Genomic DNA, 15,758 nt, shown 5'->3' on the forward strand with positions numbered 1-15,758 from the left:
AAAATGACTTTTTTGTCTTAATGACCAGCTTTGATGGTTTCTTCTAAGGAAATATGGACATTCCCTTGCACAGCTCTAGAGATCATACATGAGCTTTCCGCTTTATGTGCAAGCTTACGAGCTCGTTCTATGTCCTGTGCTGTAGCCGACTCTTTGAGAATGATGACAGGACGGTGAATGATTTTCTCATATGTAAACACACCGTTTGTCACATCGACAACTGCCTCAGAGCTCATCGATAAATCCTCTTTCTCTAATTGACTCCGCTCCATCATGGCTGCAAGTGTAATGATATAACATGTGGCCGCTGCACCTAGGAGCATCTCATCTGGATTTGTTCCAATACCCGGTCCATCCATTTCTTTTGGAATGGAAATCTCCGTCTTTAACTGTTCACATTCGATTGTCCCCACATCGTTACGCAGACCAGGCCAGCTTGCCTGAAGATGAAAATGATGACGCGCCATATCTGTCTCTCCTTTTGTTATCACTTTTTATAGTGTAACAAGAATTCATCTTGCTGTCTTAAGATGTGCACCATCCTTACGTATATTCTTCATCCAGCACCGTTCGAATCGCCCTGACATACCGGTAGAACGTCTCGTTTTTTGTACTCGACCGCTGCCGAAAATCGAAACTGTCAAATAACGCTTCCCGTTGACTTCTACTAATCTCAAGCTGTACACTTTGCCCTGTTTTTGTAAGATTATTAATATTATGATTGCTCGTTCCGCTTAGGGTTGCGTGTGCAACTGCAAGTTCAGCAGAAAAACCGTTGCGCTCTAATGAGTTCACAATTTTCTCAGCACGGTTATAGTCTGTTCCGCCAACAAGGGTGTGATCAATTCCCGGCTCCCCTTTATAACCATGAACAGCTAAGACATAATCATGTGCTTTTGCCTGTGCGACTCCGATTGGTTCATCGAAGTTTGTACTTGTAATATGAAGTTCTGATGCATTTTCTCTCAAACCTTCAAATAAATACGTAGAAAAATCGTTATCAAAAAAATGGACAATCTCACTAACGCCGCCTTCGATTCTCCCGCCATGAGGCGACATCACTAGAAGACGGCTGCCGGGCACTGGATTGGATGTAATTTGATAATGATCTGTTGATTCATTCTCTTCCAGTTCTTTAAAATTGCGATACATATCATTTGAACCGCTTTCGTCTTCTCCACCTGATGACACTGGCTCATCATGTTCCTGTGCTTGCATGGTATAATAGACGCCCCATCCGATGACAAGCAGGAGAAGCAAAGCAAAAAACTTCTTCATTCCCGTTCTCCTTTAACAGATTTCTAAGCCGTTTCTATGATTAATATTGAATCATCATTTCTTTTCATTTTTTCCACATTTTCTCTTCAAATTTGATCATAACACTCTAGATCATGAGATTCCTCAAAAATAAGATAATTGCATTTATATACACAGAAACGCCTCTCCTGATTGAAAACAGAGTTAGAATAGTATGACAAACAAATGAAGTTATGTTTAAAATGACCTAGTCCTACCCAGTCTGTTTTCTTTAATTCGTCTTTTTTTTATGCGAATTTGATTTTTTTCATCTGGAATGAATCACATTTGTATGAGCATTGACCCTGTCTAGAACCCCCTTTTTTCTGCAGAATCCTCTGTTTTACTGGTTCTCTAAGAAGAACTCTCCCACCTATCATCGGCAGTTTTGATATGATTTCCACCTTTTTCTATTATTTTACAAAATGTAAGCGCTTTTCTTTTTAAAGGGAATGAGTCAGCCGCCAATATGAACAAAAGAAGGGACAAGAATCCGAACAAAGATGCTGTCATGTTCATAACGTAAGAGTGTACGAGAATGGATAGCTAGAATGGAGGGCATCACATGTTTGGATTTTCCATGGTACAAATGGTCAGAACACATGCTAGTAAATTGGATCAGCCTTTAAGAGAGACCGTCCTTCACCTCTATAAGCCTTTTAAGTGGACGCCTTGTTTTCTTCATCGTTTTTTTGAAGGAAGGTTAAAGAAGAGCAAGAAGCTTCGGGTCATCATTGAATTTAAAGAAGATGCAGTCGAAGCAGGTATTCAAAGCACAAAGCAGCTAATGAAAAAAAGCAGAAAAACAAACATCAAAAAACATTTTTCACATATTAACTGCTGCGCTGCTGATCTTACCCCTGCTACTTTAGAGGAACTCTTAGCGAATGAGGAGCATATTCGCAAAATATATTTAGACAGACAGGTACATGCACTGCTGGATGTGGCAACACAATCAAGTCATGCGGATGAAGTCGTCCGAAATGGCACGACCTTAACCGGTGAAGGCATTACGGTTGCGGTCGTTGACACAGGCGTATACCCACATGAGGACTTAGATGGAAGAATTCGCGACTTTGTAGATTTAGTCAAACAAAAAACGAAACCTTATGATGATAACGGTCATGGAACGCATTGCGCTGGGGATGTGGCTGGAGACGGAGCTGCTTCAGACGGCTTATACAAAGGACCCGCTCCAAAAGCCAATATCATTGGGGTAAAAGTGTTAAATAAACAAGGCGCTGGATCACTTTCTACTATTATAGAAGGTGTTGAGTGGTGCATACAGTTCAACGAAGACCATCCTAATGACCCAATTCACATTATCAGTATGTCACTTGGCGGCGATGCGCAGCGTTATGATGACGAACAAGACGATCCGATGGTGCGCGCTGTCAATGCGGCTTGGGATCAAGGGATTGTCGTATGCGTTGCTGCTGGGAACTCCGGTCCTAACAGTCAAACGATCGCAAGCCCTGCCGTGAGTCAAAAAGTCATTACGATCGGAGCCTATGATGATCGAAATACGCCAGAATCAAGTGACGATGTCGTGGCACCATTTTCGAGCAGAGGTCCAACGGTCTACGGTGAAACAAAGCCCGACCTCCTCGCACCAGGAGTCAATATCGTCTCTCTTAGATCACCAAGATCATTCCTAGATAAACTAGATAAATCAAGTAGAGTCGATGATGATTATACGACGTTATCTGGCACTTCGATGGCGACACCCATTTGTGCCGGTATCTGCGCACTATTATTAGAGCATTCACCAGATTTAACACCTGATGAAGTCAAAGCCTTATTAAAAGAAAATACAAGCAAGTGGTCTGGAGAGGACCCAATGATTTACGGAGCAGGTGCCATCGACGCAGAAAAAGCCATCCAAGAATAAATAAAAAAGCCCTTTACGTTTTTCGTAAAGGGTGTTGTTTTGTCTGTTTTATGTGTGAAGTCTTTCTTCTACTTGAGCAGCTGACATGTTATGCTTCGTTCTCATACATCTCATCTCCTTTTTGAATGTGCGTACGCGCTTCGATCACAATTTCAAAAAAAGTGGAAGATTCCTTGTACATGTCGCGTTCCTTATAATAATTAGCCGCATCAAGTGCCAATTCCTCTAAATCAGCAAACATTTTTTTGTTTCGTAGTCCCAAAAGGGCTGATCTCAATTGTTCAGAGCTGTCTGTTTCTATATAGAGTGCCTGTAAAAATTGGAATTTCAATTGATAAATTTCATCTCCCAATATAGATGCCTGATTCATGCCTTCCTTTATAGCCTCACTCGCTCGCTCCATATCTTCGAGTTTAAAACAAGTAAGAGCCAGTGAAAACAATGATTTGATCATCGTTGCAGCTTGATCTTTTTGATAAAGTGAAATGGCTTGTTCAAAGAAGACCGTCGCTGTATGATAGGTTCCCATACTATAATGACAAGTTCCTAAGTTATTGAGGGCCATCGCCTTAAAATAAGATGTGCATTCTTTTCTTTCCATTGCTTCACACACTTTTAAAGCTTTTTCTAAATACGGGAGCGCTTTTTGATGCTGACTTACATCAATCCAATTACCTGCCATCACAAAATCGCATTGAATGCTTCTTTTTCCATAAAGCTGATGTTTCTTATAGATGTCTCTCGCTTTTTTCGCATAATGCATAGAAAAATAGGTTTGTTTCATATGATAGTATACTTCAGCAATTTTATAATAAAATTCCGCTTTTTCGATCTCATCTGTCACTAAGATCAGCTGATGTTCCGCATGCTTATAATAGGAAATGGCTTCGATATACCGGTGCTGGGTAAATGCATACATTCCATGAAAAAAATGAAAGTAATAACCCAATAAACCCGTCATCTCATCTTCTGCCTCTTCAATTTCTTTTGGAAAAGAAACCGCTTGAAGCGATTCATTCCCTGCATGGACTGGCGTTAAGTGCTGAAGCATCATTTGATGGCGAAAATCCATGAGAGAATAATAGAGTAATAAATCTTGATCTTCTTCCATCTCATGAATGTCTTCTTCAACAAGGCGCTTCATATCGTTTGCCTGATCAACTTCAAATTTGCAAATATGTGTGTACCATTGATTGATTTTTACACCTACTTCGGAAGATGGTATTTTGTGTGCCATCCACTTCAGCCCCATTCTATCATATCAAACTGATAACTATTATTTTACATAATTTATGATTTTAAGGCAAATTGTCATTTATTTCATATTTTATGTTGATTTTGCACATTTCTATCTTTTTTACCAAGTTTAAAGAGAGTACTTTTGCCCATCAAAACCTTTTTTCTACGAAGAAGGGTCGAATTCTCTAAGCACTTCTTTTAAACCACTGACATAGCGACTAAATGCTTTTTTCTTTCCTTTTCTCGTATCAAAGTTGTCAAAAAAGGCTTTTCTCTGCGCCGTACTAATTTCTAATTGGACACTTTCGCCACTTGCATTTTGATTATTAATGTTGTTTGGATCCGTTCCAGAGAGGCGCTCGCCTTTTTGCACGAGCTCTGCGGAGAAGCCCCTGTCTTTTAGTTCTCGCACAACCGCTTCTTGCATTTTTTCGTTTGTCCCGCCCACAAGTGTATGTCTTCTATCACTTTTATAGCCGTGGATAGATATAGAAAAGGGATATGTTTTAATCATTTGAACCAAAATCGGTTCATCGAATTTTGTACTAGTGATATGCAAATCACGATTGTTGTCTTGTTTTGTCCCTTCAAATAAATACGTAGAGTACTTCTTTTCAAATGCTTCTACAATTTCACTTGTTCCTGGCTCAATTTCACCGCCGTGAGGAGAAAAGACAAGTAAGTCACTTCCCCCTTTTTCATGAAACTCTATCTCATAGCCGTCTCTTTCATGCCGTATAAGCTGTTTAAAACTTTCATATTGATCCCCTTTTTTTCGCTCTTTCTTATACTTTTCTACTTCTTCATGATGTTGTTTTTGCTCTTTATTTTCTTGGATAGAATGGCTGCATTTCACCATTAAAAGAGCACACAGGATGAGAAAGATGAATCCACTTATGAGTAGTCTTTTCATTTCACCGCTCCTTTTCATTCTCTTCGATGTCATCTTATCGCATTATTTTACTATCAATCGCTAAAAGAATTCAAAGAATGTCCGGCTCCTTTTCATGAATCAGGAGAACTTACCTGTTTTTTTATGTTGCCCTAGGTATTTTCGGCTTCTTTAAAACGGTTCTTGTGCAAGTAAAAACTAAATCCTATGACCTCATTTTAGTTTTAGTCAAAAACACCTACAAAATTGGGAATTTTCATCTTTTTTCAAATAAAAAAGCTGTAAACAAAAGGAATATCTCCTTCTGTTTACAGCCAGTCTCTGTATATCCAGCATTAAACTCTTAATTCATTCTCTAATGCTGTCAGCACTTCATCTTGCGACATGCCTTGTGCCAGTGAAATTTCGCTCACTAACATGCCCCGTGCATCTTCAAGCATCTTCTTTTCACTAGAATTTAAGGCTTTTTTCTGATTACGTCTCATCAGATCTTTGACAACGTCTGCGCCATCTTCAATCGAACCTGTTTTTAGCTTTTTCAGATTTTCATCATATCTTTGCTTCCAAGTAAGCGTGTCGTCGTTTGTTTCTTCTGCAAAATTGTTCATCACAACTTTCAGCGTAGCTTGATCAGCTACCGGACGTATACCTAGTTGATTGATTCTGCCTTTTGGGACCATCATCTGCATATTCGGCATTTGAATCAGAAAATATTCCTGCGTCTTACCTAAAATCTCTTTTTCTTCCATTCCTTCAATCACACCGGCTCCATGCATTGGATAAACAATTTTATCACCTATTTGAAACAAATCCGCCACCTCCGAAAGTATTCACAATATCATTATAACACATTTCAGCAGAGGATAAAAATTTATATTTTATCATGTTAATTTAGCACTAGTCAATTCTTTTTATTTGAGTTTTTAAAGAATTAGCCTTTTTTTACAAAAGGAGCGCCACCATCCAGTCCTCGTACACCTTTCTTGCATATACTAGCATTGAGTCACATTTAGGAGGGATGACAATGTGCAAATGCAAGAGCAAACATTCCCACTCAAAATGCTATAAAAAGCATGACGATCATCACCATATTGATCCGTGTGAAAAAAAGAAGTTTTATCATAAAAAAGATGATTGGTTTGAGAGCGATTTTTGGGATACTTCAAGAAGCTACGATCCCCATTATTTTCCTAAAAGTGTCTGCAGCAGATGTAAGAAGCGTCGCAGAAAAAGACATAGCTTCTCATTTTAGTGTTTGACGCTACACCTGCTTTTTGTTTTCCCGGCTGAAAAGCCGGTTTTTTTGTTGCATGTTGTTCTTTTCTTTCATATGGATAGGCTCATGAAACAGGTGCAGTTCATAAGATATGGCAACCTGAAAAAAAGGATGAGATACAAAATGAACAATATGAATAACCAAACCAACCATTACCATCAAGGAAATCCCTATCACACGTTTGAAAATGTGTATACAGCCAATCATGAGCATATGATCGCACCAAACATGCATGACCCTATGAATATGCCAAATCATTATCATACCGGTAAAAAAGATGCTTATAGCGGACACCATCCGCATCATCATTCAGCCTATTCCCCTTTTATGAAGCAGTATGAACCCTATTCAAATGTACAGATGAACGATCACCATCACTTCGATCACTACGGCAATTATGGTATGGCTCCCTACCAGCCATATGGCTATCATGATATGCAGATGATGATGCCGGCAAATCATCATATGACAGGAAATGCTTACGGAATGAACCAACCAAATGCATTCCTACCCCGTTATTACTAAAAAACAAGCAAAATAAGGGTATAAAATACCATTTAATGACATATAGGAATATGGTAATCTTATAGGTAAATAATGGATGTAATCATCTATTATTTACCTATAATCAACCAAGGGGGAAGGAAGAAATGAAGAAAACATGGACAATCATTATGATGGGGATGCTTACATTGGTCATGGCACTCTCAGTACCGCTAGCCGCATCAGCTGAAGGGGCTAAAACAGAGGAAGGCAAAGCTTCAACAAATGCACGACCAGCTGCACTTTATGCAAAAATCACAGGAGCAAGTAAACAGGAATGGTCTTTTTCTGACATTGACCTGACTTACCGTCCAAATTCTGTTCTTAGTATTGGTGCAGTTGAATTTACTTTACCAGCAGGTTTTCAAGCCACAACAAAGGATATTATCAACGGAAAAGCATTAAAAGACAGTTACATTTTGAACAACGGAAAAACTGTCCGCATTCCAGCTCGTTTCGATTTATTCGGAAGTTCCCAATATACATTACAACTTTCTCATAAAGTACTTCCTGCTGCAGGTACATATACGTTCCGCGCAGAAAATCGTGCGATCAGCATTGGTTCCACATTTTATGCAGAGGATACGATTGATATTAATAAACGGCCAGTTGTCGTCACACCGCCAAATCCTTGCGGATGCTAAACAAAAAAGCGCTCTTAGAGCGCTTTTTCTCATTCATCACAACCCTTGCCGCTGTGCTTACTGCATTTTATATAATTGTTACACCATATCTCATTTGTTACACCATATCTCATTATGGTCTGTCATCATTTAGTTGGCAAACCCATATATGGCGTTTTTTATTATTATTTTTGCTCTTTTAGTTTTTTAAAATCACAAATTGATATACGCCAAATAGTAAGGTTAGAATCATCATTGCGGTAAATAGTTGGTCGACTGGAAGCAAAAAATATACGACAAAAAAAGATAAGAGCAAAACAAAGTAACCTATATTGAACGCTTTTTTGAATGTCATCATATTCCCTCCTTTTTACAATCATATCACGCTACACCTAATCGTATAACCAAATAACAAAAACCCCTATCCATTTGAGGAAAGGGGTTATCCTTACAACATGACAGCGGATGTTTATCTTCACATCACAACAACAGGAACCAAACTATCGGATTGAAAAATTAATTGGTGGGCAAACCGATTCACCCACCAGCTAAAATCCTGCTACATCACCCGTTTAAACATCTTTTCCATTTCATAAGTGGAATGATGAATCATAATCGGCCGGCCATGCGGACATGTAAATGGGTCTTGTGTTTGCCGGAGTTCATCTAATAAGGCTTTGATTTCATCGTTACGCAAATGACGATTTGCTTTTATCGAGCCTTTACAGCTCATCATGATCGCCGCTTCTTCTCTCAGTTTCTTGATATCCACACGCTTTTCATCAAGTACTTGCTGAATGATTTCTTCGATGAGTTCAGCCTCTTCCCCTTTAGGAAACCACTGCGGATGCGATCGAACGATATAGCTACCTGATCCGAATGGCTCTAAGAAGACCCCTACTTTTGCTAAAATATCGATATGCTCTTCAATAATCAACATATCGTTTTTTGAGTAGTGAAAGGTTAATGGAACAAGCATTTCTTGCACTTCCTGTTCAATGTCTCCTACCTTTTCACGAAAGTACTCATACTTGATTCGCTCTTGGGCAGCGTGCTGATCGATGATATAAAGACCGCGTTCATTTTGGGCCAAAATATACGTTCCATGCATTTGTCCAATCGGATACATCACAGGGACACGTTCACTTTCAGCCTGATGCTGGGCTGCACTCTCTTCCAGTATCACTTCGTCATGTTGTTCATGCGAAGCTGCAGATTCCTCTACATATACATGGTCAAACGTTTCTTCAGACGATGCTGGTAAAGGCGCTTCCGTACTTTCCGGTTCACGCACCCCGTATGTGTCGTTCTGACTGGTCTCGTATACAGCCGATTCAAGCGAGTCCGGCTCATAGGAAACAGGTGTTTCCATTCGGCTTTTCATTGTTTGTTTAGAATCAAAAGATAAGGACTGTTGCTCATTTTTCACTGCTGGCATTGGTGCTTTTTTTGGCACTGAAGCACTTGGAATGAGCTGTTGCTTTTGAAAGACGTCCTTAATCCCTTGTTTGATCAATTCATGAAGTTCCTGCTCTTTACTTAGTCTTACTTCAAGTTTAGAAGGATGTACGTTCACATCGACTAAAATTGGGTCCATCTTCATCTCAATAAATGTAATCGGATGGCGTCCGATCGGGAGGAGTGTATGGTATCCTTCATGAATGGCTTTCACCAGCGGGAAATGCTTGACATATCTGCCGTTGACAACAGAAGACATATAATTACGTGATGCCCTTGTCACTTCTGGTAAGGAAATATAGCCTTTTACTTCAAAATCAAGTGATTGTACATGTAGTGGCAGCATTTTTTTGGCCACTGCCGTTCCATAAATGGACGCAAGCACATGCCGCACATCTCCGTTTCCATTTGTTTGAAGCAGCACTTTTCCTTGATGTCGCAAACGAATCGACACTTCTGGATGAGCAAGTGCAATTCGGTTCACAACATCAGAAATGTTGCCAAGCTCCGTATGAACAGTTTTCATGTATTTTAGACGGGCTGGCGTATTATAAAATAAGTTGGTGACCACAATTTCGGTGCCGCGACGGCCAGTGGTTTTTTTCTCCGAAATGATCTTCCCGCCTTGGAGAGCTAAGTGTGTTCCAGCACCTTCACCGGTACTTGTCTTCATTTCTAAGTGAGAGACGGAGGCAATACTTGGCAGCGCCTCCCCCTGAAACCGAGCGTCCTGACACGAAACAGATCATTTTCATCTTTGATTTTACTCGTCGCATGACGCTGAAAGGCGAGCTTACAATCTTCAGCATCGATTCCCACCCCATTATCAATAATTCTAATAGAAGAAAGTCCTGCTTCTTCTACATCGATTTCAATGACAGTACTACTAGCATCGATCGCATTTTCCACGAGCTCCTTCACAACAGAAGCCGGGCGTTCGACCACTTCACCAGCTGCAATTTTATTTGATAGGTCATCGGATAACTGAATAATCTTTGCCATTTCTTGCTCACCTCACCTTACATTATAATTTCTTTTGCAATTCATATAGCTTTGTCATCGCTTCAAGCGGTGTCATATCCATTAAATTAAATGACTTCAATTCTTCGATCACTGCTTGATCTTTGTTTTTCAGCACAGGTTTTGTTTGCGTTTTTTCTTCCACTTCAAAGAAAGAAAGCTGCTGTTTTTCCTCAGCCATTTCTTTTTTCGGGGCTTTAGAGACGCTCGGAATCACTTCATGTGATCCGCTCTCAAGCTCCGTCAAGATGGTCTGAGCTCGATCAATGATCGCATCAGGCAGTTCAGCAAGCTGCGCTACATGGATGCCGTAGCTTTTATCCGCTGCTCCTTCTTTGATTTGATGTAAGAAAACAACTGTCCCTTCATGTTCTTCTGCTCGTACGTGGACATTTTTCAGTTCGCTTAATTGGGATTCCAGTACCGTCAGTTCATGATAATGAGTGGAGAAAAGGGTTTTGGCACCAATATGATCATGCACAAATTCAATGATTGCCTGTGCAAGAGCCATTCCATCATAAGTGCTTGTCCCGCGTCCAATTTCATCAAATAAAATCAAACTGTTCTTTGTCGCATGTACCATCGCATTTTTTGCTTCAAGCATCTCTACCATAAAAGTACTTTGACCAGAAATCAAATCATCTGCCGCCCCAATGCGTGTAAAGATTTGATCAAAAATCGGAAGGGTTGCCTTTGATGCTGGCACAAAACAGCCGATTTGCGCAAGAATCGAGATCAATGCCATTTGTCTCATATATGTGCTTTTCCCTGACATATTCGGACCAGTAATGAGCAAGGTTTGTCTCCCTTTGCCCATTTGGCAGTCATTCGGCACATACTCTTGATGATCCATCACTTTTTCAACAACAGGATGACGACCATCAATGACTTCCACTTCATCTGATGAAAATTCAGGGCGAACATAACGCCGTTTTTCACTCACAGTGGCAAAGCATTGCAGCGCATCAAGCTCACTCATTTGTTTTGCAAGCAACTGTAATCTAGGAATATACGCTTTTACTTGTTCCCGAAGCGCAGAAAATAGTTCATATTCCAATTCACTAATATTTGATTCCGCCTCAAGAATAAGGGCTTCTTTTTCTTTCAATTCAGGTGTAATATACCGCTCTGCATTGGCAAGGGTTTGTTTTCTTTCATAACGGCCTTCTTCTAATAAATGCGTATTTGCACGGGTCACTTCGATATAGTAGCCAAACACTTTATTAAAGCCGACTTTCAACGATCGAATGCCTGTATATTCTCTTTCTTGCTGTTCAAGACGAGCGATCCAATCTTTCCCGTTTCGGCTCGCATCACGATATTCATCTAATTTTGCATTGTAGCCATCTTTAATCAAATTGCCTTCTTTTAACGTCATCGGCGGATTCTCATAAAGAGCATCTTCTAATAAATTAAGTAAATCACCGCATGGGTCAATGTCATTTGCTCTAGATTTCGCCATTTCCTCCGGGAGAGAATGGACAAGCTCTTTAATAGCCGGCACTTGCTTGAGAGATTCTTTCAATTGAATAAGATCACGAGCATTCACATTTCCAAATGCCACACGGCCTGCTAGACGTTCAAGATCATACACTTTCTTTAAACGTTCTCGCAGATCCTCTCGCTCAAAGAAATGTTCCATCAGAATTTGCACCATTTCCTGGCGTTCTTTGATTTGTGAAAGGCGGATGAGCGGACGATCGATCCATTGCTTCAGCAATCTTCCGCCCATTGCCGTTTTTGTTTCATCTAAGAGCCATAATAAAGAACCCTTCTTGCTTTTTGAACGGATGGTTTCTGTTAATTCAAGGTTTCTTTTTGAGTAAAGATCAATTTTCATCGTTTGTTCAAGCTGAAACACTTGAACTTGCTGAAGATGATCAAGACTCCTTTTTTGCGTTCTTCTTAAGTATGCATAGAGTTTTAAAAATGCTATTTTCAGATGTTCGTCAAGATGAGCAACGAGTCGTTCAGCTTCATCTATTAATTCAGCGCTATCTTCGTATGAGATGGTCGCTTGGCAGCGTTCCTTCAGGGTTTTCACCGTTTCTTCATCGAGCTGCTTTGATACCACAATCTCTTTTGCACCGACAGAATAAATTTCAGACACAACTTCATCTAACCGTTCAATGAAAGCCGCCATGTTTTCACCTGTTGATAAATCGGAAAGCGCAAGACCGTAGCCATTTTGAAAGCTGGAAACAGACGCGATAAAGTTATTTTCGTTTTCATTCAGTCCTTTGCCGTCCATGACCGTACCTGGTGTAATCAGTTGAACGACCTCTCTTTTGACCACACCTTTTGCCGTTTTAGGGTCTTCCACCTGCTCACAAATGGCGACTTTATAGCCTTTTTCTATCAGTTGTTCTATGTATGCAGACGCAGAATGATAAGGAACACCACACATTGGAATCGTCCCGCCATCCCTGCTTGTTAACGTAATTTCTAATTCTTGTGCTGCTTCTTTTGCATCATCAAAAAACATTTCATAAAAATCGCCTAAGCGAAAAAATAAAAAGGCATCTTGGTAATCTGCCTTGATCTTTAAATATTGCTGTATCATGGGCGTATAACTTGCCATATTTCTAATCCCTCACTATATTACTTTCGAATTCATACCATCTTTCATTATAGCATAAAAATTCACCTTTTTTCCCTAGATCAAGGCACAAAAAAACTAGGGGGATATGCGCCCTAGTCATCAATTACTCTTCTGGATCACCCGCGAGGAATTCTGGATGAATATCTTCTAATTCCTCATCCACTTCTTCTTCCCATTCGTGATCATCTTTTTCTTTCCAGCTTGAATTGACTTCTACAACAATTTTGGTTTCCCCTACTACTTCAGCAATGAATTCACGCTCTGCTTGAACGACAATTTTATTGCCATTTGGAGAAATGGTGACTTCTAAGCAATTGGGCTGCTGTAAGACTTTCGCAATCACTTCGTGCTCATCATCAAGGAAGTTTTTATCTTTATATCTCAGTTTGATGATATCTACATATTTTACACGTTCTGTGACCACTTCGGTTTTCGTGTTGTCTGCGTAAGAATACCACACGTTAATATCAAATGTACCTTCAATCTCAACTGTTTTACCGACCTTTTCAGCATCGTACTTATGATTAATGATCCAACCGCCTAGGATGCTGGTTGGTTTTTGCGATGGAGAAATGGTGTGTGTGCTTTGGGTAAATTTCCTCCCTTTTGCAACCACCGCTTTTGTAATAATTTCTCTGTATTCAGACATTCCGGCATGCCTCCTTGTTCTTGATCGTTTTATCTTATGCTGGGCATTCGTCTAGTGTGTCACGATTTTGAGTCTCATGTTCAATTAAATTCATTTCTGTTTCAGTGTATGCATGGTCGCCCATAAACTTGCCTTGAAAATTGGAAAAGTTGGAGAGTGAGAGATTGGGGTTGATGGAAGCTGAAGGAGAAAGAAGGTATTCAATTCTTACATCAGAAAACAAAAAACCCCGCATCTGCGGGGTTTTCTCATTTAATGGAGCAACTTGGGGATGAGTTTTTCACTTTTGAACCGGTTTCTCCTAATAAGAGGTCACCGCCGGTTGAAAGAATGATTTCATCCGTTACTTGATTAGAAATTGTGTGCGCTACAAGCTGAAGCAAGGAATTAACCTCTGTTTGTGATTCTTTGAATTCTTGAATCACTGGGATCTCATCCAGTTCTTCTTGCAGGGCATCAATTTTTTCTTCCACTTGTTTTAAGGCTTCATGTTTGCCATAATGCTTTAAATTCACAGCTTGCTTTTGAAGCGCCTTAATTTGATTAATGATCGCTGCAATTTTTGTATTTTCATTGATTTGCGCTTCTGCTTTTTTGAAGAAATCAACTTCTTCTGTTTCAGAAATCATTTTCGCGAGCTCTCTTGCGCGCTCGACAATCTCTTTCTTTGAATAAAGCGTCATTTTAATTCACCTCGATAGCTTCTCCAACCATCTCTCCGTCAAGAGACCAAGTTTTGGCTTGTGTGATTTTCACTTTGACGATGTTGCCAATCGCTTCTTTTGGTGCTTTAAAATTCACAAGCTTGCTTTTACTTGTATATCCGGCTAGGATCTCAGGGTTGTTTTTACTTTCACCCTCTACTAATACTTCGACAGTCTGCCCTTCATATTCCTTCATTTTTTTCGCAGAAATTTCATTTACGAGTGCATTCAGGCGCTGCAGACGTTCTTTTTTGACACGCATTGGCACGTTGTCTTTCATATTGGCTGCTGGTGTTCCTTCTCTTGGAGAGTAAATGAACGTATAAGCCGCATCAAACTCAACCTCACGATAGAGGGAAAGCGTCTCTTCAAACTGCTCATCTGTTTCATTTGGGAACCCAACGATAATGTCCGTTGTTAATGAAGCATTTGGCATTGCCTCTTTGATTTTGCGCACTAGGTCAAGGTAACGTTCACGGTCGTATTTTCTTGCCATGAGTTTCAGCACAGAAGAACTTCCTGATTGAACCGGCAAATGAATATGATCGAGAAGGTTTCCGCCTTTGGCAAGCACTTCAATTAAGTGATCATCAAAGTCACGCGGGTGGCTTGTTGTAAAACGGATACGTGGAATATCGATTTTACGCAGCTCATCCATTAGGTGACCAAGACCATATTCCATGTCTTCAAAATCTTTTCCATACGCATTCACGTTTTGACCAAGAAGGGTAATTTCTTTATATCCTTCTGCTGCTAAGCGTCTGACCTCTTGAATAATTTCATCCGGACGGCGGCTTCTTTCCTTACCGCGCGTGTAAGGGACGATACAGTATGTACAGAATTTATCACAGCCGTACATAATATTCACCCAGCCCTTAATTTTTCCTTGGCGGGCTCTCGGAAGATTTTCAATCACATCGCCTTCTTTAGACCAAACCTCAATGACCATTTCTTTTGAAAGGTAGCATTCAGATAATAGCTCTGGCAGGCGGTGAATGTTGTGGGTACCGAAAATCAAGTCAACAAATGGGTGTTTCTTTAAAATACGGTTAACGACCGATTCTTCTTGCGACATGCATCCGCAGACGCCTAAGATTAAATCTGGCTTTTCACGCTTTAATGCTTTTAAATGACCAAGCTCTCCAAACACTTTGTTTTCTGCATTCTCACGAATGGCACAAGTGTTTAATAAGATGACATTCGCATCTTCAGTCGAATTTGTTGGTTCATAACCAAGCGCCATAAAAATACCAGCCATCACTTCTGTGTCATGCTCATTCATTTGACAGCCATATGTGCGAATATAAAACTTGCGGCCGTTTCCTAACCCTTGAAAACGCTCGTCAATTTGAAATTGATTGTATTCGACTTCTTCTTTACCCCGTTTTTTTGCATCTTTTAAGGAAGGCGGAATGTACACAGCTTCAAAATACTGGCTGTAGTCCTTCTCGGATTTTTTGTCCGATGAACTTACTTGTCCGCTCGCTTTTCTCTGCTCTTCATTCATGAATTTGTACTCCTTTCAAACCAAGCTCCACCCTACAGTATAGACTATTTTGTCGTGA

12 protein-coding genes and 1 pseudogene are annotated in these 15,758 nt (G+C 40.1%); 3 read left to right on the plus strand and 10 right to left on the minus strand.

Annotated features, from left to right (window positions below; translation table 11 throughout):
• Nucleotides 1-17 precede the first annotated feature (17 nt).
• Both KFQ09_RS01225 and KFQ09_RS01230 read right to left on the minus strand, forming a co-directional pair.
• Complete coding sequence (locus tag KFQ09_RS01225; RefSeq protein ID WP_047945891.1) at nucleotides 18-467, minus strand: OsmC family protein; 450 nt, start codon at nucleotides 465-467, stop codon at nucleotides 18-20.
• A gap of 76 nt (nucleotides 468-543) precedes the next feature.
• Nucleotides 544-1,278, minus strand: a complete 735-nt coding sequence (locus KFQ09_RS01230; RefSeq protein ID WP_041507253.1) for a poly-gamma-glutamate hydrolase family protein — start codon at nucleotides 1,276-1,278, stop codon at nucleotides 544-546.
• 583 nt (nucleotides 1,279-1,861) lie between these two features.
• On the opposite strand from KFQ09_RS01230, the gene KFQ09_RS01235 reads away from it, so the two are divergent.
• On the plus strand, nucleotides 1,862-3,187 hold the full coding sequence (locus KFQ09_RS01235) for a S8 family peptidase (protein WP_255835984.1): 1,326 nt from the start codon (nucleotides 1,862-1,864) through the stop codon (nucleotides 3,185-3,187).
• A gap of 88 nt (nucleotides 3,188-3,275) precedes the next feature.
• On the opposite strand, the gene KFQ09_RS01240 is transcribed toward KFQ09_RS01235, so the two are convergent.
• The 3 genes from KFQ09_RS01240 to KFQ09_RS01250 all read right to left on the minus strand — a co-directional run bounded on the left by KFQ09_RS01240 (nucleotide 3,276) and on the right by KFQ09_RS01250 (nucleotide 6,127).
• Entirely contained in the window at nucleotides 3,276-4,424 is a 1,149-nt protein-coding gene (locus KFQ09_RS01240; protein ID WP_039166583.1) for a Rap family tetratricopeptide repeat protein, read from the minus strand.
• A gap of 165 nt (nucleotides 4,425-4,589) precedes the next feature.
• Complete coding sequence (locus KFQ09_RS01245) at nucleotides 4,590-5,339, minus strand: poly-gamma-glutamate hydrolase family protein (RefSeq protein ID WP_008344021.1); 750 nt, start codon at nucleotides 5,337-5,339, stop codon at nucleotides 4,590-4,592.
• 314 nt (nucleotides 5,340-5,653) lie between these two features.
• Nucleotides 5,654-6,127 (minus strand): CarD family transcriptional regulator, encoded by a 474-nt coding sequence (locus tag KFQ09_RS01250; protein WP_007499456.1) that lies wholly within the window; start codon nucleotides 6,125-6,127, stop codon nucleotides 5,654-5,656.
• Nucleotides 6,128-6,717: 590 nt separating this feature from the next.
• Between KFQ09_RS01250 and KFQ09_RS01255 the strand changes: the two genes are divergently transcribed.
• Together KFQ09_RS01255 and bslA are read left to right on the plus strand one after the other, a co-directional pair.
• Nucleotides 6,718-7,119 (plus strand): hypothetical protein, encoded by a 402-nt coding sequence (locus tag KFQ09_RS01255; RefSeq protein ID WP_255835985.1) that lies wholly within the window; start codon nucleotides 6,718-6,720, stop codon nucleotides 7,117-7,119.
• A gap of 125 nt (nucleotides 7,120-7,244) precedes the next feature.
• Complete coding sequence (gene bslA / locus KFQ09_RS01260) at nucleotides 7,245-7,781, plus strand: biofilm surface layer hydrophobin BslA (RefSeq protein WP_017359045.1); 537 nt, start codon at nucleotides 7,245-7,247, stop codon at nucleotides 7,779-7,781.
• A 538-nt stretch (nucleotides 7,782-8,319) separates the two neighbouring features.
• Here bslA and mutL read toward each other — a convergent pair.
• The 5 genes and pseudogenes from mutL to miaB form a co-directional block, all read right to left on the minus strand.
• A pseudogene (gene mutL, locus KFQ09_RS01265) lies at nucleotides 8,320-10,220 on the minus strand (DNA mismatch repair endonuclease MutL).
• Nucleotides 10,221-10,242: 22 nt separating this feature from the next.
• Nucleotides 10,243-12,819, minus strand: a complete 2,577-nt coding sequence (mutS, locus tag KFQ09_RS01270; RefSeq protein ID WP_255835986.1) for a DNA mismatch repair protein MutS — start codon at nucleotides 12,817-12,819, stop codon at nucleotides 10,243-10,245.
• A gap of 124 nt (nucleotides 12,820-12,943) precedes the next feature.
• A complete protein-coding gene (cotE, locus tag KFQ09_RS01275; protein WP_007499466.1) occupies nucleotides 12,944-13,489 on the minus strand; it encodes an outer spore coat protein CotE in 546 nt (181 codons plus the stop codon).
• 248 nt (nucleotides 13,490-13,737) lie between these two features.
• Nucleotides 13,738-14,172, minus strand: coding sequence for a regulatory iron-sulfur-containing complex subunit RicA (locus KFQ09_RS01280; protein WP_008344661.1), 435 nt, complete (start codon nucleotides 14,170-14,172; stop codon nucleotides 13,738-13,740).
• A gap of 1 nt (nucleotide 14,173) precedes the next feature.
• Nucleotides 14,174-15,700, minus strand: coding sequence for a tRNA (N6-isopentenyl adenosine(37)-C2)-methylthiotransferase MiaB (miaB, locus tag KFQ09_RS01285; protein ID WP_007499471.1), 1,527 nt, complete (start codon nucleotides 15,698-15,700; stop codon nucleotides 14,174-14,176).
• Nucleotides 15,701-15,758: the final 58 nt, after the last annotated feature.

Origin of the sequence: Bacillus sp. FS02 (genome assembly GCF_024398395.1) — a bacterium.
Classification (GTDB): domain Bacteria; phylum Bacillota; class Bacilli; order Bacillales; family Bacillaceae; genus Bacillus; species Bacillus altitudinis.